General features: G+C 35.7%; 19 protein-coding genes and 1 riboswitch. Of the genes, 16 read left to right on the forward strand and 3 right to left on the reverse strand.

Annotated features, from left to right (window positions below):
* Window positions 1-38 precede the first annotated feature (38 nt).
* Window positions 39-232: riboswitch (cobalamin riboswitch) on the forward strand.
* Window positions 233-294: 62 nt separating this feature from the next.
* Entirely contained in the window at window positions 295-1,398 is a 1,104-nt protein-coding gene (locus tag GFU89_RS16900) for a T9SS type A sorting domain-containing protein (protein ID WP_318848246.1), read from the forward strand.
* A gap of 332 nt (window positions 1,399-1,730) precedes the next feature.
* Here GFU89_RS16900 and clpP read toward each other — a convergent pair whose 3' ends face one another.
* A complete protein-coding gene (gene clpP / locus GFU89_RS16905; protein WP_034726592.1) occupies window positions 1,731-2,417 on the reverse strand; it encodes an ATP-dependent Clp endopeptidase proteolytic subunit ClpP in 687 nt (228 codons plus the stop codon).
* A 113-nt stretch (window positions 2,418-2,530) separates the two neighbouring features.
* Complete coding sequence (gene dnaG / locus GFU89_RS16910) at window positions 2,531-4,516, reverse strand: DNA primase (protein WP_318848247.1); 1,986 nt, start codon at window positions 4,514-4,516, stop codon at window positions 2,531-2,533.
* Between the two features lie 203 nt (window positions 4,517-4,719).
* Here dnaG and tsaE point away from each other — a divergent pair, with 203 nt between their 5' ends.
* The 9 genes from tsaE to GFU89_RS16955 all read left to right on the forward strand — a co-directional run bounded on the left by tsaE (window position 4,720) and on the right by GFU89_RS16955 (window position 12,282).
* Window positions 4,720-5,127, forward strand: coding sequence for a tRNA (adenosine(37)-N6)-threonylcarbamoyltransferase complex ATPase subunit type 1 TsaE (gene tsaE, locus GFU89_RS16915; protein WP_318848248.1), 408 nt, complete (start codon window positions 4,720-4,722; stop codon window positions 5,125-5,127).
* A 67-nt stretch (window positions 5,128-5,194) separates the two neighbouring features.
* On the forward strand, window positions 5,195-6,385 hold the full coding sequence (locus tag GFU89_RS16920; protein WP_142719438.1) for an alanine dehydrogenase: 1,191 nt from the start codon (window positions 5,195-5,197) through the stop codon (window positions 6,383-6,385).
* Window positions 6,385-6,756, forward strand: coding sequence for a hypothetical protein (locus tag GFU89_RS16925; protein ID WP_318848249.1), 372 nt, complete (start codon window positions 6,385-6,387; stop codon window positions 6,754-6,756). The genes GFU89_RS16920 and GFU89_RS16925 overlap by 1 nt, the downstream gene beginning before the upstream one ends.
* 15 nt (window positions 6,757-6,771) lie before the next feature.
* Complete coding sequence (locus GFU89_RS16930) at window positions 6,772-7,545, forward strand: histidine kinase (protein ID WP_318848250.1); 774 nt, start codon at window positions 6,772-6,774, stop codon at window positions 7,543-7,545.
* Entirely contained in the window at window positions 7,520-8,230 is a 711-nt protein-coding gene (locus GFU89_RS16935) for a response regulator transcription factor (RefSeq protein WP_318848251.1), read from the forward strand. The genes GFU89_RS16930 and GFU89_RS16935 overlap by 26 nt, the downstream gene beginning before the upstream one ends.
* 111 nt (window positions 8,231-8,341) lie before the next feature.
* The gene (locus GFU89_RS16940; protein ID WP_318848252.1) at window positions 8,342-8,731 is read left to right on the forward strand and encodes a hypothetical protein; all 390 of its coding nucleotides are present in this window, start codon (window positions 8,342-8,344) and stop codon (window positions 8,729-8,731) included.
* Window positions 8,732-8,828: 97 nt separating this feature from the next.
* The gene (locus GFU89_RS16945) at window positions 8,829-11,117 is read left to right on the forward strand and encodes a cation:proton antiporter (RefSeq protein ID WP_318848253.1); all 2,289 of its coding nucleotides are present in this window, start codon (window positions 8,829-8,831) and stop codon (window positions 11,115-11,117) included.
* A 105-nt stretch (window positions 11,118-11,222) separates the two neighbouring features.
* Window positions 11,223-11,708, forward strand: a complete 486-nt coding sequence (locus GFU89_RS16950; protein WP_318848254.1) for a hypothetical protein — start codon at window positions 11,223-11,225, stop codon at window positions 11,706-11,708.
* Window positions 11,709-11,757: 49 nt separating this feature from the next.
* Entirely contained in the window at window positions 11,758-12,282 is a 525-nt protein-coding gene (locus GFU89_RS16955; RefSeq protein ID WP_318848255.1) for a hypothetical protein, read from the forward strand.
* Between the two features lie 7 nt (window positions 12,283-12,289).
* Here the strand turns inward: GFU89_RS16955 and GFU89_RS16960 are convergent, their stop codons facing one another.
* Window positions 12,290-12,937, reverse strand: a complete 648-nt coding sequence (locus tag GFU89_RS16960) for a hypothetical protein (RefSeq protein WP_318848256.1) — start codon at window positions 12,935-12,937, stop codon at window positions 12,290-12,292.
* A gap of 395 nt (window positions 12,938-13,332) precedes the next feature.
* Between GFU89_RS16960 and GFU89_RS16965 the strand changes: the two genes are divergently transcribed.
* The 6 genes from GFU89_RS16965 (at window position 13,333) to GFU89_RS16990 (ending at window position 21,139) form a co-directional block, all read left to right on the forward strand.
* Window positions 13,333-14,361 (forward strand): LysM peptidoglycan-binding domain-containing protein, encoded by a 1,029-nt coding sequence (locus GFU89_RS16965; RefSeq protein ID WP_318848257.1) that lies wholly within the window; start codon window positions 13,333-13,335, stop codon window positions 14,359-14,361.
* Entirely contained in the window at window positions 14,358-15,188 is an 831-nt protein-coding gene (locus GFU89_RS16970; RefSeq protein ID WP_318848258.1) for a DUF4280 and LysM peptidoglycan-binding domain-containing protein, read from the forward strand. The genes GFU89_RS16965 and GFU89_RS16970 overlap by 4 nt, the downstream gene beginning before the upstream one ends.
* A 3-nt stretch (window positions 15,189-15,191) precedes the next feature.
* The gene (locus GFU89_RS16975) at window positions 15,192-17,882 is read left to right on the forward strand and encodes a hypothetical protein (RefSeq protein ID WP_318848259.1); all 2,691 of its coding nucleotides are present in this window, start codon (window positions 15,192-15,194) and stop codon (window positions 17,880-17,882) included.
* Window positions 17,869-18,996 (forward strand): SH3 domain-containing protein, encoded by a 1,128-nt coding sequence (locus tag GFU89_RS16980; protein WP_318848260.1) that lies wholly within the window; start codon window positions 17,869-17,871, stop codon window positions 18,994-18,996. The genes GFU89_RS16975 and GFU89_RS16980 overlap by 14 nt, the downstream gene beginning before the upstream one ends.
* A gap of 13 nt (window positions 18,997-19,009) precedes the next feature.
* Complete coding sequence (locus GFU89_RS16985) at window positions 19,010-20,059, forward strand: hypothetical protein (protein WP_318848261.1); 1,050 nt, start codon at window positions 19,010-19,012, stop codon at window positions 20,057-20,059.
* 237 nt (window positions 20,060-20,296) lie between these two features.
* Window positions 20,297-21,139 carry a prephenate dehydrogenase gene (locus GFU89_RS16990; protein WP_318848262.1) on the forward strand — a complete coding sequence of 281 codons (843 nt, stop codon included), beginning with the start codon at window positions 20,297-20,299 and terminating at the stop codon, window positions 21,137-21,139.
* Window positions 21,140-21,241 lie beyond the last annotated feature (102 nt).

Here is a 21,241-nt window from a genome sequence, read left to right on the forward strand (position 1 = left end):
AAGATAATTCACAAAACGGACTCACAAATTTATATGATATATTTGCAGCGTTTTAAGGCTGAACATTGTTCATTAATAGGGAATCAAGTGAGAATATTATTCAAATCTTGAGCTGTACCCGCAACTGTAAACTGTTTGAACTTACAGCATAATCATACCACTGGAGCTAAAAATCCGGGAAGGAAGCTGTAAGATGTGAGCCAGGAGACCTGCCTTAAAATACTGACTTTAGAGGAAATTTTGTTTTCTTTTAAAGATAAGTTTCGGGAGTAAAACTTTAATTTAAATTATATCATGAGAAAAATCTATTTTTTTTTCTTGCTGCTTTGTATGCAGTTATTGTCAGCCCAATTCACAGAAAATGACATTAAATTTTGGGTAGGAACCGGTTCTAAAAAGGCTTATTTCATTGCAGATTTTAATGACAACAGCACTCCCAATTCTTATGCATGGGGATACCGCTTTGATAGCAATGATTTAACAATGGAAGATCTTATTAATGCTATTGTGGCTGCAGAACCCAAAATGCAGGTTGACATTCCTACAGGATATCTTTCTATTCTGAATTATAATCATCACACCTCCACTATTGATGACAGCTGGATAACATGGTCCGGATCCAATGCATCAACCATGACATGGAACAATGGTGTAGGTTATACTCCTTTGGTTGACGGAAAATGGTATGGAGCTTCATACGGTCTTGATCATTACGACACCCCTCCTTCAACTCCCGTTGCAGCTTACAGCTCTTCATGGTACGCACCATCTCAGGTTACCAACTGGGTAGGAACAGGAAGCAATAAAAGCCTTGTGGTGATTGATTTCGGAACTGATAATGCCAATGGTGCCAATTCTTTCGTTTTCGGAATTAAATATAACGGGAGTATCACTGCTGACCAGGCTTTACAACTGATCCAGACTCAGGTTTCATATTTTAATTTTACATCGGCTAACAATCAGATTTCAAATTTATCATTAAATTCATTCACAGGGAATGCTTCCGGATCAGACAGCTGGAAGTTATATAAAGGAAAAGATTTGTCAAGCTGGCAAACGAAAGCTAATCTTTCTCAGATTCAATTGAACAACGATGATTGGTTGGGATTAAGTTTTGGCCAAAGAAGACCATTTACTCCAAGTGAAGCACAATTAACCTTGGGTATTTCTTCTGTTACAAAGAAAAAATTCATTATTTATCCTAATCCGGCAAGTGATTTCATTCAAATTGAAACAACTGAGAAACTAAAAGAAGTGAATATTTATTCAGCTACAGGACAAAAGGTACTAACTTCTCAGGAGTTAAAGATTCCTATCCGGGCTTTATCTTCAGGAGTTTATTTTGTTGAGATTAAAACAAATGGTGGTTCAACGATACATAAGATGGTTAAGAAATAAAGAAAAGCGCCTTTTAAAGGCGCTTTTTTCATGAGGATATGTGGGGGAAAACCACCCCGTCAAAAATTCTTTGAATTTTCGCCACCCCTCCAAAGGATGGGAATTCTTATTTCTTCAGTTGGGAATATGATCTTTATAGATTCATCTTAAGTATTTCTTCATGATTGATTGCGGCTAGATTTCTACGGAATGACAAACTGTATGGATAAACCATTATTCCAATTGTGTCATTCCGTAGGAATCTGAATAGTCAATACAGTTCAAAATCCATAATTACTTCAACAAAAAAAACCGCACCAGATAGGTGCGGTTTCTTATGATTTTACAATCAATTATTTTTTCTCAGTAGACCTTTGCAAAACCTCATCTACCATTCCGTAGCCTTTCGCTTCTTCAGAAGTCATCCAGTAATCTCTGTCAGAAGATTTTTCTACCCACTCATACGTTTGTCCTGAGTGGTGACCAATGATTTCATAAAGTTCCTGCTTCAATTTCAGCATCTCTCTCAAGTTGATCTCCATATCAGAAGCAACTCCCTGAGCACCTCCTGAAGGCTGGTGAATCATTACTCTTGAGTGCTTAAGCGCAGAACGTTTTCCTTTTTCTCCAGCAACCAATAATACAGCTCCCATTGAAGCAGCCATACCTGTACAGATTGTCGCTACATCCGGCTTAATAATCTGCATGGTGTCATAAATACCCAACCCTGCATAAACGCTTCCACCAGGAGAGTTGATATAGATTTGAATATCTTTTGACGGGTCTGCACTTTCTAAGAATAAAAGCTGAGCCGTAACGATATTTGCAACCTGATCATCAATACCTGTACCCAGGAAGATAATTCTGTCCATCATCAAACGAGAGAAAACATCCATCTGAGCAACGTTTAATCTTCTTTCTTCCATGATGTACGGAGTAAGATTCGTTGGGCCATACATTCCCATATACTGATCGGTAACCAAACCGTTGTTTCCTAAATGTTTTACAGAGAAATCTCTGAAATCTTTTTTAATGTCCATATTTCTATTATGTATTATTTTTTATACTATTCTCGAAGTTTAAATTACAATATTTATTCCTAAAATTTTATAGGACTTTTTGTCACAGAATATCAAAAAAACTGACTTAAAAACTATCTTTTTCTATCGCCATAGATTCCTTTGATGGGCGAATATTCGATGATATTACTCAATCGCATGGAAGCCTGTTTCAATAAGGTAATTTTTTTGATAAGCTCATAATATTTCCCTTCATCTGTGGTACTGTACTGATCAAGATCTTTAGCCGTTTCCGTGATTAAATAATCAATATACCTGTATTTATGCAATAAAACATCTCCCTGGATCTGATCTGCCACTTTATCTCCATAATTGGGAGGATAAATATTTCTGGAAGCCCAGTTTTCAAGATCATCCAGCGGAATCAAAGCATCCACCACCTTCGTGGTAATCTCTTCATCCATAAAAGATACAAAAAAGTTTCCACTTCTAAGCTCATCTTTCTGAATTCCCTCTCTAACCTGGGTGATAATGATTTCATTGCCTTTGACTAAAAACGTATACTGTTCTTCTTCAAAATGATGAAGAATTTCTTCAATTACTGTAATCTGATATTCTTCACCTTGTTCATTTCTACGTTTCAGAATAATATCCCCAAATGCCAGCATGTGTTCAACAAGTTTATTCTCCATAAACAGTACATCAAACAGGAAAGGATCTTCTTTTTCTTTTTCAAGAGGAACAATCTCCATCTTTGGAGCTGCTTTCTCCTTTTGCTGCTGTTGAACGTGATGGGTCTGATTCTGTGTGATCTGCTTCTGAACATCCAGTTCATTGAAAAGACTCTGCTCAGAAAGCCCGAATTTATTGGAAACCTCTTTAAGGTAAACTTCTCTTTTCAGTGCATTCTGTACAAAAGAAACAGATTTTACGATATCCCTTATCGCTTCTGCTTTTTTAATAGGGTCATTACCAACATCCTTCAACAGAATTTCCGCTTTGAAGTCGATGAAATCCATCGCTTCATTTTCGATGTACTTTTCTACGTATTCCTGCGGATGTTTTCTGGCGAATGAATCCGGGTCATCTCCATCAGGGAAAAGCAATACACGGATATTCATTCCTTCCGTAAGCAACATATCAATGCTTCGGAAACTGGCTTTAATACCGGCATTATCACCATCAAAAAGAATGGTTACGTTTTCCGTAAGCCTTTTGATCAGTTTGATCTGCTCTGTAGTCAAAGACGTTCCGGAGCTGGCCACCACATTTTCAATTCCGGACATATGAAGTGAAATTACATCCATATACCCTTCCACCAAAAGACAGCCATTCTTTCTTGAAATAGCCTGCTTACTCTGGTTTAATCCATAAAGGACATTGGATTTATGATAAATCTCGGTTTCTGGGGAATTGAGATATTTCGCTGTTTTGACATTATTTTTAAGAATCCTTGCTCCAAAACCCAGCACCCTTCCTGAAAAACTGTGAATCGGGAAAATTACCCTTTCCCTGAAACGGTCTATTCCTGCAGGAGTATTTTCCGGGAAAATAGAAAGTCCGGACTTCTCAAGGATTTCTTTGTTGTATCCTTTTTCCAGTGCATACGCAGTAAAAGCATTCTTCTTTTCCGGAGAATATCCCAACTGGAATTTTCTGATAATATCGTCCTTAAGCTCTCTTTCTTTAAAATAAGCCAATCCGATACTTCTCCCCTCCTGGTCATCCCAAAGAATTTCCTGGAAATAAGTATTGGCAATCTCATGAATTTTATATAAAATATCTTTTTCGGTCTGTGCATTTTTTGCTTCTTCAGAAATTTCACGCAGATCCTCTTCTATTTCAATTCCGTACTTTTTTGCCGCGTGGCGAAGAGCTTCGGGATAGGTAAAGTTCTCAATTTCCATCAAGAAAGAAATCGCCGTCCCTCCCTTTCCGGTTGAGAAATCTTTCCAGATCTGTTTGCTTGGTGAAACAACAAAACTTGGAGATTTTTCTTCATGAAAAGGACTGAGCCCTTTAAAGTTAGACCCTGCTCTTTTCAACTGCACATACTCTCCCACAATCTCTTCAACCCGGATCGTGGAGAATATTTTATCAATGGTCTGTTTGGAAATCATGCTGTAAAATTAAGTATTTTTATAGAAATTGAAACTGTTTGAGAATGCGAGTTTCGAGTTTTGGGTTGCCGATTTTAGCTTTGATACTTACAACCAATTTTAGGTTCAATAATATTCACATAGATTTACTGTCCTTTATTCTTTTCTTTTTATTCTCAATTCCAATCTTTTAATTTCATTATTTTTGCAGAACAAATTAGCATATGCAGTTCACTATACATACAATCGAAGACTGGCAGGAAGTTGTTGACAGCATCATTCCGGAATTAAAACATAACATTTTTTTATTAAAAGGAAATCTGGGGGCAGGTAAAACAACTTTCACTCAATTTCTGCTTAAAAATATGGGCAGCAAAGATGAAGTAAATTCACCAACCTACTCTATTGTTAATGAATACAATACAGAGAAAGGAAAAGTATATCATTTTGATCTTTACCGCTTAAAAAACATTGAAGAAGTGTATGATATCGGAATTGAAGAATATCTGGACAACTCTTTTTTATGCATTATCGAGTGGCCGGAAGTGTATGAAGAGGAGCTTTACGGCCTCAACTATCACACAATGAGTATTGTGAATACGGGTGAAAACAGAGAAGTTTCATTCGATTAAATATTATGTATCTTTGCTCATTAATTGAGTGTAAATAACAATCTGTAAGACATAATTTAATTTAAGGATGAGTACAAATATTTTTACTCCTTTCACAGAAGAAGAATTGATGCCGAAAGAGGAAAAATTGGAGGTTATTAAAAAGGGAAAACAGTTTAGCATTGGAATTCCTAAAGAAACCTGTCTCAACGAAAGGAGAACCTGCATCACTCCTGACGCCGTACAGGTGTTGGTAGAGCATGGCCATGAGATTATTATAGAATCCGGGTCCGGCGAGGGCTCGTTTTTTACAGATTTACAGTATTCCGAATCTGGAGCAAAGATCACCAATGATCCTAAAGAAGCTTTCGGACAGGATCTTATTCTGAAGATCAACCCTCCTACTGAAGACGAAATTGAGTACATGAAACCTAATACATATCTGGTTTCAGCACTTCAGATCAACCTGAGAGACAAGGAATATTTCTTAAAGCTTGCAGAGAAAAAAATAAATGCCATTGCTTTTGAATTTATCGTTGATGAATACAAACAGCTGTCACTGGTAAGATTAATCGGGGAAATTGCAGGAACGGTCTCTATTTTATATGCTTCAGAATTATTAGCCTTATCAAACGGGTTAATGCTTGGAGGTATTACAGGAGTAAGACCTGCAGAAGTTGTTATTCTTGGAGCCGGAATTGTAGGTGAATTTGCTACAAAAGCAGCAATAGGTTTAGGAGCCAGCGTAAAAGTTTTCGACAACTCTTTATCAAAGCTGAGAAGACTTCATACAATTGTTGACAGCCGTGTACCGACTTCCATTATTGATCCTAAAGAACTCAGCAAAAGCTTAAGACGTGCTGATGTAGTGATAGGAGCGCTACCTAGATTGAATATGACCCCTATCGTTACTGAAGATATGGTAATGAAAATGAAAAAAGGCAGTGTCATTATCGATATCACCATAGACAACGGTAAAGTTATTGAAACCTCAGAACTGACTACCATGGAAGATCCTTATGTCATCAAACACGGTGTCATCCACTGCGGACTTCCGAATCTTACCTCAAGAATGCCGAGAACCACCACCAAGGCCATCTCGAATTTCTTCCTTTCCTATATTTTAAATTATGACGAAGAGGGCGGCTTTGAAAACATGCTGATCCGCAAAAACGAAATGAAGCAGAGCTTATATATGTACAAAGGAAGACATACCAAGAAGATCATCTGCGACCGTTTCGGACTTACATACCACGATATCAATCTTTTAATTTTCTAATGAAGAAACTGAAATTTTATGCAATAGGCTTCATTCCGGGGCTTTTACTCGTATTTTTTATTTTAAACAAAAAAGGGGCAAGCTGCAGCGGATATTTACCCAACAGCCGTGTTATTGCTGAAAGTCTTTCCAAAGAATTCAAATATTCTGAAGAGGCCAAAAGTGCAATGGCAGCCTACAAGATTGATGAAAAATTTATAAAAGACAGCATCATTACCAAAGGAAAAGTAGATTTTGACCGCAGCCATGCACAAAAGAAACCTTGTCCGAGCTATCTTTTAACCTATCCTGAAAAAAATCCGTCTTACGAGATCACATATGAAAAATGTGAGGAAACGTTGATGGTAAACGGTCTTAAAAAACTTAAATAGTTCTAATACCATAGTATGGGCGGCAATTACTACATGATTCATGATTATCTGATATTCATCGGAGTTTTTGCTATTTTCCTGTTTCTGACAACCAGTATTTATCTCTACAGCCAGCATGAGAAACTGAAACAAAGAAATTCCAAATTATCAGAAACCAACAAACTTATTGAACAGCGTCTGAATGAAGTCCGTCTGGAGCATATTGGCACAAAGCTGAATCCGCATTTGTTTAAAAACATCCTTAATTCGGTTCAGTCTCATGCCTATCAGACGTATATGTCACTGGATAAGCTGGCCAATGTACTGGATTATATTTTATATGAAAGCAACAATAAGTATGTAAGCCCGAAAGAGGAACTCAATTTTGCTTTAAGCCTTATTGAAATTAATAAAATTAAGATCAATCCTCTTTTCGATTTTAGAATAAAATCAAGGATTGACAAGTCTGATTCTCTGTATGAAGAAAAGGTATTTGCTCCGCTGATCTCCGTGGATCTTATTGAAAATGCCTTCAAACATACGGATTTCCTGGCTCAGGACTCTTTTATTTCCATTTATATGGAGCTTGAAAACGGTATTTTCACCATGAAAGTAAGCAATAAAGCTTCGCTGAAAAATATTCTGGAAAAAGAAAAAAGCGGTTTTGGAAGCCAGTCATTTGATCAAAGGCTTAAAATGATCTACAGCACTTACTACCACCTGGAAAGAAGTTCAAAAAACGGAGTCTTCACAGCAGAATTAAAAATCAATTTAGGAGAATTCTATGATAAAATGCGTTATTCTGGATGATGAATTATTGGCTATCAGCTACTTAAAACTTCTATGTGAACAGATCGACAATGTAGAAGTGGTAAAGGCATTCAATGATCCTAAAATCTTCCTGAGTGAAATAGATACCATCGACTGTAATCTGTGTATTCTGGATATTGAAATGCCCGGAATGACAGGCCTGCAGGTGGCTGAGATTATTTCAGGTTCAAAAAAAATCATCTTTACAACCGCTTATAAAGAATATGCAGCCGAAGCTTTCGACCTGAATGTGGTAGATTACGTAAGAAAACCTATAAAAAAGGAAAGACTGATCCAGGCCTTCGAAAAAGCTAAAGAACTGGTGGAAAATCCTCCTAAAAAAAGCTTTATCGAATGGAATACCAATATCGGGAAAACCGTCATATTTACAGAACAGATTTCTTATATCAAAACTTCTGAGATAGACAGCAGGGATAAAGATATCATCCTCAGCGACGGAACCACCATCGTATTAAAAAACCTGAATTTCAAAAACCTTCTGGAAATGCTTCCTGCCAAAGATTTTGCCCAGGTCAACAAAAAAGAGATCATTGCACTTTCTTCTATTAAAGTATTTTCAACCAACGAAATTATCACAACAATCGCCACCGAAGATCACACTTTTCTGAAACTTCAAATCGGTGATGCCTACAAAAATTCCCTGATGGAGCTATTCGGGAAATAAGTCCTTTTTCAAATTTTTCCAGTTTCGTTACAGAATTACTGCACTTTATTACAACTCCCCTTTTTCGATGTACAATCCATTTATTTTTGCACAGAATTAATTGATTATATAATGAAAAACTGTTTTTATGCTGCAGGACTTCTCATATCCGGCTTTTATTTTTCCCAGGAAACTTCTTCAAAAATTAAGGTTTCATTTTTTGACGGAATAGCAGTGGCCGGATATGTAGATCATGGTGCTTTTATTAATTTTACCGGACCCAATGTAAGCCTTACCCACCAAAACATAAAATTCGTATTGGGAATGCTGCCTTCATTGAGAATTAAAGAAGACCGGTCATTGGGAACAAAAAATAGTCCGATTATGCCCACTCTGGGTGCTGGTCTTACTATGGTTTATAAAAAAATTGCCCTTCAGATCCCGGCTTACTATAATACCAAAACTGCTGATCAGAATGGGAGCTGGAAAATAGGAATCGGGCTCGGCTATTCTTTCAGGTAGATTTTATTACATTTTTTAGAACATTCATTACATTTAAAAACAAGAGTATTTTAATCTTAATATATTCTTATCAACTTTGCATCAAAATATTGGAATCATGAATTTGGGGAAATACAAAAATATTATTTTTTACATCAGTACCATTGCATTTTTTTCTTGCATCATGTACTGGTTCTTTATCCAGGGCAAAACACTGGAAATTGGAGAAAATATCACTCCAAGCAAGGCTACAGGGGCAACGATGTGGGAAAATTTCGCAGATTCTTTTCTGGCAAATCTTCATCATCCTTTAGCGCTTCTTCTTACTCAAATTGTAACCATTATATTGGTAGCCAAACTTTTCGGATGGATCTGTATAAAGCTGAAACAACCTTCTGTAATAGGTGAAATGATTGCAGGTATTGTTTTGGGACCGTCACTTTTCGGATTATATTTCCCTGAGCTTTCTGCCTTTATCTTTCCTAAGGAATCGCTTCCCAATCTACAGTTTTTAAGCCAGATCGGTCTGATTCTCTTCATGTATATTGTAGGAATGGAACTTGATCTGAGTGTTCTGAGAAAAAAGGCTCATGATGCTGTAGTAATCAGCCATGCAAGTATTATTTTCCCTTTTGCATTAGGGGTTGGGCTTTCTTATTTTATTTATAAAGAATTTGCACCGGAAGGTATTCAATTCAGTTCCTTTGCCTTATTTATAGCGATTGCCATGAGTATTACAGCCTTCCCGGTTCTCGCAAGAATTGTTCAGGAACGAAATCTTCACAAAACCAAAATAGGAACAGTTGTCATTACCTGTGCGGCGGCAGATGATATTACGGCATGGTGTATTTTAGCAGCCGTAATTGCTGTGGTAAAAGCTGGATCTTTCTCAGGATCAGTATTTGTTATCTTAATGGCTATTCTGTATGTTTTCATTATGATAAAAGCGGTAAGACCCTTCCTGAACAGAATTGCTGAGTCGCAGAAAGGAAAAGGCTTCATCAACAAATCTTTGGTTGCTGTATTTTTCCTTATCCTTATTATCTCTTCTTACGCTACAGAAGTTATCGGTATTCACGCACTTTTCGGAGCATTTATGGCAGGAGCTATTATGCCGGAAAACGTTAAATTCAGGAATCTTTTCATAGAAAAAATAGAAGATGTTGCTTTGGTTTTATTGCTTCCTCTTTTCTTTGTATTTACCGGATTAAGAACCCAGATTGGATTATTGAATGATCCTCACCTTTGGAAAATTGGCGGGCTTATCATTCTGACAGCCGTTACCGGAAAATTTGTAGGAAGTGCCCTCACCGCAAGATTTTTGAGAATAAGCTGGAAAGACAGTCTTACAATAGGTGCCTTAATGAATACCAGAGGGCTTACAGAACTTATCGTTCTTAACATCGGTTATGATTTAGGTGTATTAGGGCCGGAACTTTTTGCAATGCTTGTCATCATGGCTCTATTTACAACCTTTATGACGGGGCCTTGTCTGGATTTTATCAATTACCTTTTTAAAGGAAAAAAATCAATGGTAGAAGAAGATGAGCCTGAAGATAATGATACAAAATACAGAGTCCTTTTATCTTTTGAAACAGCAAAAGCAGGAAGTAAACTGTTGAAACTCGCAGATAATTTCACCCATAAAATGAATGGGAACAAAAGTGTGACCGCAATGAATATTGCTCCTGTAGATGAACTTCACGCCTTCGATATAGAAAACTTTGAAAAAGAACAGTTCAAAAATATCATTGAAACGTCTCACGAGCTTCAGCTTGAAGTGACTACCCTTTTCAAGGCTTCTACAGATGTTGAAAGTGACCTGACCAATATTACCAACAAAGGAAATTATGATCTTCTTCTGATCATGCTTGGAAAATCTATGTATGAAGGAAGTCTGCTGGGAAGATTATTAGGGTTTACCACCAAAATCATTAATCCTGAAAAATTACTGAACACCGTAAAAGGAAAAGGGAATATTTTCAACAACTCTCCTTTTGATGATCTTACCCTTCAGGTTTTAGATAAAGCAACCATTCCTGTCGGAATCCTTGTTGATAAAGATTTTAAAACAGCAGACAAAATATTTGTCCCTATCTTTAATCTAAGTGATTTTTACCTTCTTGAATATGCTAAAAGGCTTATCAACAACAATAATTCTCAGGTTATCATTCTGGATGCTGCAGGACAGATCCGAAACAATATTGAAGTAAAGGAACTGATCAGAAGTATTGAACAGGTAGCTCCCAATCATATTACGCTGTATAATGAGAAAAAGATTGAGAAAGAATTTCTGAATTCTCAGGATCTGATGCTGATCAGCAGTAAAAGCTGGAAAAACCTGATAGATACAAAAAGTCTTTGGCTTTCTGATATCCCGTCCACATTAATAATTTCAAACCCATAGTCCCAAATAACACACCGATATTTCTATTTCTATTAGAAGCTGTAAATATTATTCGTTGTCTGTAAAGAAAAAACGGGTATATTTATAGCTTCAATTTTTTGGGACATGCTGATTAACAGTGAAAATGGAGTTATAGAGCTGGAAGTCTTTACTACTAAGCTTTATAAAGGAATGAGTCTTGATCAGCTGAAACAGACTGATTTTTACAAAGAGAAGTATCAAACTATGTGGGATGTAAAAACCGGATATTTTTGGTATTATTTTCAACATATAAAAATAAAAGGATACCAGGTATCTTTCAGTTTGTGCTTTTTCGGAGATCAGCTGGACATCATCCATATGAACACATGGGAAAATGGAGATGCAAAAGACTGGAATGAATGGACAGAGGAAAAAGAAATGAAAGTTTTTCACAGAAACAATACCTTTCTCACCCAGATCCTGGAAATGCCTCCAACCCAAAAGAAGAAAACCCCTTACCCAAGCTGTACCTTCAAATTTCTCTGGGGAAATATATGGTCGGTCTACGATCCGCGAAGTGCCAGCAGCCTGATGGGAATCAATTTTAATGAAGAGGAAAAAAACAAATAAAAATAACTTATAACCAAAGCAATAAGATCGTAATATGTGCCGATATTCCATGATGGTTTACAAAGGACATTATGCCTGTTTTAACTGCCAGAAAACTTTTAAACGCCGTCACTTAAAAGACGTGGACCGGGATACTAAAACCTCGGTAGAAGCCAAGTGCCCCGAATGTGGAAACCTGATGGCCAATATGGGACTCGATTTTAAATCTCCTCCCAAAAATGACGACAAACAATGGGCTCACATCCGTGATTTGTATACCGTAGGAATCACTTTTCATTCATGTGGATGCTCTGGTCCCGGCTATATCCCGCAGGACAGAAAGGCCATTATTACCTATCTGGAAAAAATCCGCTCAGAATATATGCATTCTCTGGTATTCTGGAGATATCGGATAGAACCTGAGAATAAAAAGGAACGGGAACTGGATTATCAAAAGTACAGTGGTCATTTGTGGGCTGTAAACCGTAACGCTTTTAAAGAAACAGTGACCAATCAGGAAGGAATCAACTATTGGCTCAAAAGAATCAATGAACTGGAAGAAAGACTGAATATCATCAAAGCTGATAAACAATAACAACCATTTAATCAGCTAATTTCACAAGTCTTTTAAAATCTTCTTTAATATCTTTCTCCTGCTCAGCCGGATAATCCGCACTGATATTATATCCGCGTCCCGTAGTAGCATTGATTAAAATAACATTTCCGTTTTCAAAATAATTTCGGGTCATTGTAATTTTTGATTTTTTTAAATCAAAGGCTTCCGTATCATTATTCTCTTTCATTGCTTTAGCATCATAGAAAAGCGGTCGGTTATACCTGTACTCTTTCCCGAAAACAAACGATAGCTGCCCGTTCAGAAGATAATATTCTATCAACACCTGCCTCATTTCACCGTAATGCCTGGCAATGACTTTTTCCAACCCTTTATCTGTATAATAAAATGTGGCCTCCCCGCCTTCTGCAGATTCTCCTTCAATATCCTTCTTTTTAACAGAAGTCCATTTGGTCATGGAATTGATTCTTTTAAAATTGGACTGAATAGGTTTCAGTTGTTTTTTTAAACCCTTACTATTTGTTGTATCATTTTCATTGAATGTTTCGTTGATCCTTACAGTATCCTTTGCTTTCGTAGTGAAAAAAACAGATGACTGATCATTGGACTTCTGAGCATATGCAGAACCTAAACTGATCAATATTATTAAAACTCCGTATAAGAATCGACTCTTCATGTTTGCTGTTTTTATAACTTTAAAATTAATAATAACTTTTGGTTGTATTGTATATTATGAAACCACAAAAGTCATAAAAGTTTTTTATTCTAACTGTTTTAAAAGTGCACAAGCTTTGAAAACCCTTATAGCAGCTAAGATTCCTACGGAATGACACAATTGGAATGATAATCTTACCCGTAAAGCTTGTCATTCCGTAGGAATCCAGCCCGCATTGCATTATTGAAGTATTGGAAAATTACAACTCTGAGCAACACCCCAACTGAATTTTGACGGGGTGGTTCCCTGCTCCATTTATCTTCATGTCGTAATTCTACTACACTTTTTCAAATTTAACCCTAAAAATGAATTTCAAATAGAGTTTTTTAATAGCTTTATCACATAATTCACATTGGATGGAAATTGATTTCTTACAATATAAGGTACGGAATGGAGACACGCTGACCTCTATCGCTTCCCGGCTGGGCATGACCGGCGAGGAGCTGAAGCTGTTTCACAATTCTCATTGCGAAAAAATGGATAAGGTTTGGTTTGAAAGTCTTAATGACGTTAAAAACATCTTTGTTCCTACGAATTTCAAAACAGAAGCACAAAAAGAACAGGAAAGAAAAAATAGTCTTCCTTCTCAATTTTCAGATACTTTTTTTGCTAAATCATATACCGTTAATGAAACTTTTGAAAGTCCGTTTGAATCTCCCGTTACTATCGATTATACCATTGAACTTGATCTTCGCAAAGACAGAAACAAAGGCCACCATATTCTGAGCTATAGCCAGAACGATTTTAAATCCAATGGAAATACACCCGATGATAAGGTAAGCAGCTTATCCATTGCTTGTATGAAAACCATCATGCCTATTGAATTTATCCTCAATGATAAAGGTCAAATCACCGGATTTGCAGACCACAAAAAAATCACAGATACCTTTACCCAGCAGCGCAAAGAACTTGAGGACTTTTATGTAGGAGAAGTTGCCCAAAATTACATGGATTCGTTTGAAAGAAATATCAGCGATGAAGCATATTTCTTACAGCAGTTAAAAAGTACACTCCTATTTCAAACTTTTTTACCTACAATAGATTGGTTCCAAAAGAAAGCAAAATGGACAGAGCCCTTCTATTTTTTACAGAATTCATTTCCGGCAGCATGTGAAATTAACCTTGAACAGAAAAATGAAGAGAAAGATTCTGTTTTAACTATTTTAAATGGTAAAATCACAGAACTATGTACTCCACAAGAGATTATGCGCGGAATAAGACTCACAGAATCAGCTGCAGAACCTGCTTCAGGAAATATAGTATTAGAATACACCACCCACACAAAAAATAAAAATCTTCTGCAGGCTAAAGCTTCAGTTTTACTCAGTCATGAAGAAGTAGTTATACATCAACACCACATCAACATAACACAAGGATCAATATGAAAAATTATGTCACACAAAAAGGCGATACTTTCAGTTCGCTGGCCCGGCAGTTTAAGCTGAAAAACGAGGGTATTTTAAAAACCTATCATAACCTCCACTGCCCGCCTGAAGATGTTATGCAGGAACCTGTTGCCGGAACAACCATTTTTATTCCGGAAGATCCACAGCTTATAGCCAAGGAAACAGAACCTCAGAATATCTCTGCATCCTCTCAGGAGGAGTCTACAGAAGATGCTGCTTCTGAAGAAGAAAATTCAACGGAAGAACCTTCGCAAAATGAAGAACAGCAAACTAATAAAGAAGAAAAGAAAGATAAAAAAGAAGATAGCGGTTCCAGTCCTCATGAAGGAAAATATTTCATTGTGCAGAAAGGAACAGTACAATGCAATCAGGGATTTAAATTTCCAAAATTTAAAGTCACCAGCCATCAGAAGCATTATTGGAATGACGGTGAAGGACAGGCCGATTATCTGGCCGTAACAGAAGATGATCTTCAGCTTGATCCTGCAGCACAACCGTTTGGACAGTGTAAACTTAAGCCAACTTCCGGAGGATATCTTTCCTGCGCCTATGCTCCCGCTGGAAAATGGCAGAAGACTTATGAAAAAGTAAAAGTGATGGGAAAAAGCTGCCTTACGGAAATCTCAGAACTGATGTGCAGTACGGGAGGAAAAATAACCATCCTCAAGCATGGACAGCAAAGTGAAGTCGGTAAAAGCCAGGTTGCCAAAGCGAATACGCAGGAACAACAAGTTTACAATCCCGTGGTGGATTTTGATGAATTCAAGGAGGATACAAAAGGTACAGACGAACTTTATTACAGCTAAGCCATGACAGGAACTATAATCGGGAATCAGAATCCTCTGGTAGGAACGACCTATACCTACGAAATAAAACCTTTTGGACTGTCATTCGGCCTAAAAGGAGATTATGAATGGTATCTATACAAGAAGCAGAAAAACGGAATATGGAAAGACATTACCAACAAGCCTAAAAAGGGTGAAAAGGTAACGTACAGATTCGGAGAAATAGGTCTGGGTATAGAATTTCAAATGAAAGTTTATGAGACTAAAAAAGGGATTTTACCCGGCATGTCTGCAACCCAACAACTTGCTGGCAGCTGTATATTAATTCCGACCAGTGATAAGGTTTCAAAAATAGAGAAAGTGATTCTTTTCAACAGAGGAGCAAAAGATGTCAATAAGGCAAGTTACCGCGATACTCTTATTGCACAGGCACATTGCATTGCGATGTTTAATAAAGAGATCGAATTTCATCTTTGGGAAGATGATGCGCCAGGAAAAGGTCACGATGCTAATATTAATAAAAATAACCGTCATACAAGAAGTTACAAGGCTTTGGTGAATGAAAAAGGTATTGCGGAAGTAAAAATACCCCTGATGTCTGATGAAAAAATTCTTCGTCAGGTGGCCAATCAGTTTATGATGAAAGGTGACAGGAATGAAGGCGCTAATCATGAATATTATGTTACCGCAACTTACTCCGGGAAAATCCAGGGAGCCAGCCAGGTAAATGTAGACGTAGCTAATCCTGATTATAAAGGCGGGCCTCAAAATCAACCTAAACCTAAGCCTCAACCCGGCACACACACACCAAAATTTCCGACAAAACAAGGAGGAGCACCCAAACAGCCGGATCCTAAGGGTAATATTATAGAAGCTCTTTTCATTGATGATACTGGAAATGAACTGTCCAAAGTAGCTGTAGGAGATAAAGTAAGAATAAGAATCCACTCCAAAAATATGGTGGGAAAACACATCCAATATGTAGTTTGGGAATATGATTCCACTTCCAACGATGAAGTTTACAGAAGTGGAAATATTAAAATTCCTGCTGATGTATGTGACACTTCAGGATTTATCATTACAAAAGCTATTTTTGAAAAAGGAATAGACTCCCCTATCGGCGACCCTGACTCCGATAAACAAAATTATTTTATAGAAATTATCTCCAAAGATCTTTCCGCAGAATCTCAAAAATTTGGGGTAAATTCGGAAGGTCTGATGCAGGTGGAGAAGGTGAAGAGTGCGGCGGGGGTGCAGAAAACACAAGATCCAAAGCCGGAAACCGGGAAATGTCCTAATTGCGATAAGCCTGTAACAGCAGATGATTTAAAAACCATCTTCCCTAGTGCTTCCGAAACTAATAGAAAAATTGTTGCAGACACATATACCAAATATATGAAGGACCTGGGAATGAATACATGTTGGAACAAAGCTCATTTCTTTGCACAAGCTAAAATAGAATCAGGAGATGCACTATCATTAAAAGAAGGAGAAGGTTTCAATTATTATTGGGAATCTTTAATTGGTACATTTGGTGCATTTAAAACTAAAGAAGGTCGAGAAAAAGCAAAACTTTGGGGACGTACAATAAGAGACAGAAGAGACCCTAAAGCAATTGATGTTTCAAAGGAAACACAAATTAAAATTGCAAATTATGCATACTCTCCTCCTGCTGCCAAAGCTAAAGAATTAGAAAATACAGAACCAAATGATGGTTGGAACTATAGAGGTAGAGGATTAATACAAGTTACTGGAAAAGGATTTTATAAGTACTGTAATCCTTATACCTTAAAATATAATAATATTGACGTTTTAAAAAATCCTGATGCTATTGGACAAAGTATAGATTTAGCTGTATCAAGTGGAATGATTTTTTTCAAATGGAAAGGTATCAACAAATTAACAAATACAACAAAAGATGTTAAAGGTAAAATATGTCCTTTAGTAGGACTAAATGCAGATAAAACCATTGGAAATAAAAAATCAACAAATTATGATGAAAAACAAAAAGCGTTTACTGATATTACATCAGTAGTTTTTAAAATTGATTCCTGTAAATTTGGCAAGGGGGCTGAACCTAAAAAAGAAAAAGGAAAGTACGCAACATACGACTCAAAATATATCGCTGATGACACAACAATATATATTGATGTAATTGTACCAAGCGATAGAAAGAAAGAAGGGCTTCTTGTCTTTTTCGACAATACTGGCATATTACATAAATGCTATGTTTTAGGTTTGGGAACTGGTGGAGAGGATAGATATACTAATGGAGGATATGGAAACGTTCCTAATGGATTATGGAAAACCAAACAGGAACTTAATGTACCTAATGTCAATGGCCAACCATATCCTAATTCTGGTGTTTCTTTTGGAAATCATGGAACAATTCGTTTAAGTCCAAAAGCTGGAGATGCACTAAATGCCTCTAGCCGCTCAGGAATTTTATTGCATTGTGGACATACAATCGGTGACGGAAAAACGGGATTAACAGATAATGGTGCTCTTATGGTAACACATGGATGTTTAAGGGTTTATAATAAAGACATGCCTATTATTCAAAAGATATATACAGAGCAAGCTAAAAAGGGTAAAACCATATACATATATGTAGAAGAAACTACTGATTTAAAAGCAATGTTTACCAATTATGGTACTGTACCAGATCCAAAAGATACGGTAATTAGAAAAAATAAAAAATATGATCCACAATAAAAAAATAAGAAAAGCAGTATTCTTAATCATGTCAATACTGACAATTAATTCCTGTCATTCACAAGAAAAAGAAAATACAATGGATAAAAAAGAAACTGAAATAATTGAAAGTTATTTCACCCATCATAAATTCAAAAATACCAAGGAAAATTTTGATAAAATAAACATGGATCTACTTGGCATTAAACCTGATAAACTTCAAGACGGATATAATGATATTTTAATATTCAATGAAGCTACCAATTATCAGATATCAAAGGAAGGAAAATATATTAAAATAGGTAATGATATTCTACCTGATTTAGATAATGTCAAAGCAAGTATAAATAGTAATCAAAAACATCCTTATTTTGAGGAATTATTAACCCTAAACAAAATTATTTACCAAAATGACTTGACCTCAATCTTAAATGTAGCATCTAAAAATCCAGACCTTGCAATCGATTTAGTAGTTATGTTTAACTATGAAAAAAATGAAGCCCTTTTTAATTCTGCGGTTAAAAATATCCAAAGCTGGGATGATATCGAACAAAGTTCTAGGCTATCATTTGTATTCTATAATAACACTACAAATTCATTTAAAATTAGAGAAAAACTATTAGAAAGTTTAAAATCCAAAGATTCTTTTCTGTATGCACTAACATCTTATTTAACTGATAATAAAAACAATATCACAAAAACAAATGGTATCACACCTGCTTCATTAGAAAAGGCTATTGCCTATCTTTTACAACTTGGCTTTGCCGGTAAGGAAAATGTTGATATTCAATCCGACAAATCTTACTTATTATTAAATAATGTCTATGTTTCTCACCCAGAACTAAAGGACTCTTTTCAAAAAAACAAATATTATGGTTATCCATCTCTTGAAAAATACTCCAAACAGTATGGGCTTTTACAAGAAGATAATCAAGAAAAAACATATTCAATAATAATAGATCCCGATGGTTTCACTAACCTAAGAAAAGAAAAAAATACATCATCTCAAATTCTTCAAAAAATTAAAACCGGAGAACAGGTTGAAGTTTTAGATCGAAACGGAGATTGGTGGTTGGTAGTATCTAAAGAAGGTAAAAAAGGATATGTTCATAAAAGCAGGATAAAATCTGAATAAATAACTTAACCAAATGATGAAACCCTTTTTAATTCTATTATTACTTATTTTCTTTTCATGTAAAGAAAATAGCCTTAAACAGAAAAGCGCAAATAAACTTGAAACATTTCCTATTGATTTTAAACAAGAACAATTAAACTGTACTGGGGAAAAGTACAACTCAAATCAATGCTCTGATAGAGACAATAATTTATCAATTTCTTTCAATAAAAATTCAATCCTAATTACTAGTAATAATAAAAATTACATTGATGAATCAAATAATTCAAGTGATCTAGGATATGAAACTTTCTTATTTAAAAACAATGATGAAAAAGTAATTTTAGTAGACAATTTTTTAGAAAATGGTCACCTATTTCTTGTTTATTATATTAACAATAACAGTATAAAATTTTTAGGGAAGAAAGAAATTACCAACACTACAGATCAAAATCCAAATTATAGTTTTAGAATTGAAAAAAGGGATACTATAATAGATATGTTTTTAAATAAAAAACTTAAAAATATTTCATTTGATATAACAAAAGCAATTGATCTTCATATTAATGAAATTAAAAAAATTACAGATTCTCTTGCAGGAAAAAAATATATATTGGAAAAACAAAAAAGTTGTGATTTAAATGGAGATGGTCTTAAAGATATAGTTCTTGTATTTCAAACCTTAAGAACTTTTACCCAAGAAGATGAGACTACTATGGATTCTCCCGTGTATGTATTGATTAATAATAGTAAAAATAAATTTGATATTTATAAAAATAAAAATATCATTTATACATTCATGCCTAACTCTCCAGCAGAAGGATTTAGAGATATCGTTGTTAAAGATAACTTTTTCACTATAGAGCAACAAGAAGGTGGTGGCTGGTACTTCGTTGATAGCTATACTACTTTTAAATTTGATAAAAGTCGAAAAGAAATAGTTCTAAGTAAATACGGAAAATCATTTATAGATAGAAGAGAGCCTGAAAAATCAATTCCAGATCAAATTTTCACTCCTAAAGATTTTAATACTATTAGTTTTACAAATTTTGATGCTGAGCAATTATCCACGTTAATGGAATAGGCAGTAGTCATAGAAAAGAGCTAAAGCCTAAAAAACCAATTCAACCCACCTACACACAATTTAGAAAAGAAATTTCGTTTCATTTAAAAAATATTTATACCTTTGCTCTGTGATTTTTAACAACGGAACATATTATTATAGAATTTTTACCTCAGCTCTGGGATAAGGATTCTTATGAATATAATTTAAAACCTCGTCCTAGGGACGAGGTTTTTTTATTTTAAAAAATTTTAAAAGATGAAAATAAGTATTATTGGAGTAGGATTGATCGGAGGTTCGATGGCTTTGAAATTAAGAGAGAAAAACCTGGCCAGCTTCATCTACGGAATCGATAACAATACACAGCATATTAGTGAAGCATTAGATCTTAAAATAATTGATGCAGGAGCAGATCTGGAGGAAGGAATTAAAAATTCGGATCTGATTATTCTTGCCATCCCAGTAGATGCTGCCAGAAAACTATTACCTTCTGTTCTTGATCTTGTATCTGATCAGCAGACTGTAATGGATGCAGGTTCTACAAAAGCAGGTATTGTAAATGCTGTAAAAAACCATCCGAAACGTTCAAGATTTGTAGCGTTTCACCCGATGTGGGGAACAGAAAACAACGGTCCGAAATCCGCTATTTCAGAGAGTTTCTCCGGAAAAGCAGGTGTGATATGCAACAAAGAAGAATCTGCAGATGATGCACTGAATACCGTAGAAAAAGTAGTCAATGCTCTTGACATGCACATGATTTATATGAATGCAGAAGCTCACGATGTCCACACCGCTTATATCTCCCATATTTCTCATATTACGTCTTATGCCCTTGCCAATACGGTACTCGAAAAAGAACGTGAGGAGGAAACTATTTTTCAGCTTGCCAGTTCTGGTTTCTCAAGTACGGTACGTCTTGCCAAGTCGCATCCTGAAATGTGGGTTCCCATTTTTAAGCAGAACAAAGAAAATGTACTGGACGTTCTGAACGAACATATTTCCCAGCTTAGAAAATTTAAATCCGCTCTGGAAAAGGAAAACTACGAATACCTTGAAGAACTGATTACCAATGCTAACAGAATCAGAGGAATTTTAAGGTAAAATTCCTCTATACCATACTAAAGGCCGAACGGTTTTTACTTTTATTTTATTAAGAAACCCTTAGACATTACTGACTAAGGGTTTTATGTTTTTAAATATGAT

The sequence above is a fragment of the Chryseobacterium sp. JV558 genome (assembly GCF_033712365.1).
Lineage (GTDB): Bacteria > Bacteroidota > Bacteroidia > Flavobacteriales > Weeksellaceae > Chryseobacterium.

What these genes read in the sequence shown, in the direction of transcription:
- GFU89_RS16900 (WP_318848246.1), top strand. Translation starts at nt 295, where the DNA reads ATGAGAAAAATCTATTTTTTTTTCTTGCTGCTTTGTATGCAGTTATTG.
- clpP (WP_034726592.1), bottom strand. Translation starts at nt 2,417, where the DNA reads ATGGACATTAAAAAAGATTTCAGAGATTTCTCTGTAAAACATTTAGGA.
- dnaG (WP_318848247.1), bottom strand. Translation starts at nt 4,516, where the DNA reads ATGATTTCCAAACAGACCATTGATAAAATATTCTCCACGATCCGGGTT.
- tsaE (WP_318848248.1), top strand. Translation starts at nt 4,720, where the DNA reads ATGCAGTTCACTATACATACAATCGAAGACTGGCAGGAAGTTGTTGAC.
- GFU89_RS16920 (WP_142719438.1), top strand. Translation starts at nt 5,195, where the DNA reads ATGAGTACAAATATTTTTACTCCTTTCACAGAAGAAGAATTGATGCCG.
- GFU89_RS16925 (WP_318848249.1), top strand. Translation starts at nt 6,385, where the DNA reads ATGAAGAAACTGAAATTTTATGCAATAGGCTTCATTCCGGGGCTTTTA.
- GFU89_RS16930 (WP_318848250.1), top strand. Translation starts at nt 6,772, where the DNA reads ATGGGCGGCAATTACTACATGATTCATGATTATCTGATATTCATCGGA.
- GFU89_RS16935 (WP_318848251.1), top strand. Translation starts at nt 7,520, where the DNA reads ATGATAAAATGCGTTATTCTGGATGATGAATTATTGGCTATCAGCTAC.
- GFU89_RS16940 (WP_318848252.1), top strand. Translation starts at nt 8,342, where the DNA reads ATGAAAAACTGTTTTTATGCTGCAGGACTTCTCATATCCGGCTTTTAT.
- GFU89_RS16945 (WP_318848253.1), top strand. Translation starts at nt 8,829, where the DNA reads ATGAATTTGGGGAAATACAAAAATATTATTTTTTACATCAGTACCATT.
- GFU89_RS16950 (WP_318848254.1), top strand. Translation starts at nt 11,223, where the DNA reads ATGCTGATTAACAGTGAAAATGGAGTTATAGAGCTGGAAGTCTTTACT.
- GFU89_RS16955 (WP_318848255.1), top strand. Translation starts at nt 11,758, where the DNA reads ATGATGGTTTACAAAGGACATTATGCCTGTTTTAACTGCCAGAAAACT.
- GFU89_RS16960 (WP_318848256.1), bottom strand. Translation starts at nt 12,937, where the DNA reads ATGAAGAGTCGATTCTTATACGGAGTTTTAATAATATTGATCAGTTTA.
- GFU89_RS16965 (WP_318848257.1), top strand. Translation starts at nt 13,333, where the DNA reads ATGGAAATTGATTTCTTACAATATAAGGTACGGAATGGAGACACGCTG.
- GFU89_RS16970 (WP_318848258.1), top strand. Translation starts at nt 14,358, where the DNA reads ATGAAAAATTATGTCACACAAAAAGGCGATACTTTCAGTTCGCTGGCC.
- GFU89_RS16975 (WP_318848259.1), top strand. Translation starts at nt 15,192, where the DNA reads ATGACAGGAACTATAATCGGGAATCAGAATCCTCTGGTAGGAACGACC.
- GFU89_RS16980 (WP_318848260.1), top strand. Translation starts at nt 17,869, where the DNA reads ATGATCCACAATAAAAAAATAAGAAAAGCAGTATTCTTAATCATGTCA.
- GFU89_RS16985 (WP_318848261.1), top strand. Translation starts at nt 19,010, where the DNA reads ATGATGAAACCCTTTTTAATTCTATTATTACTTATTTTCTTTTCATGT.
- GFU89_RS16990 (WP_318848262.1), top strand. Translation starts at nt 20,297, where the DNA reads ATGAAAATAAGTATTATTGGAGTAGGATTGATCGGAGGTTCGATGGCT.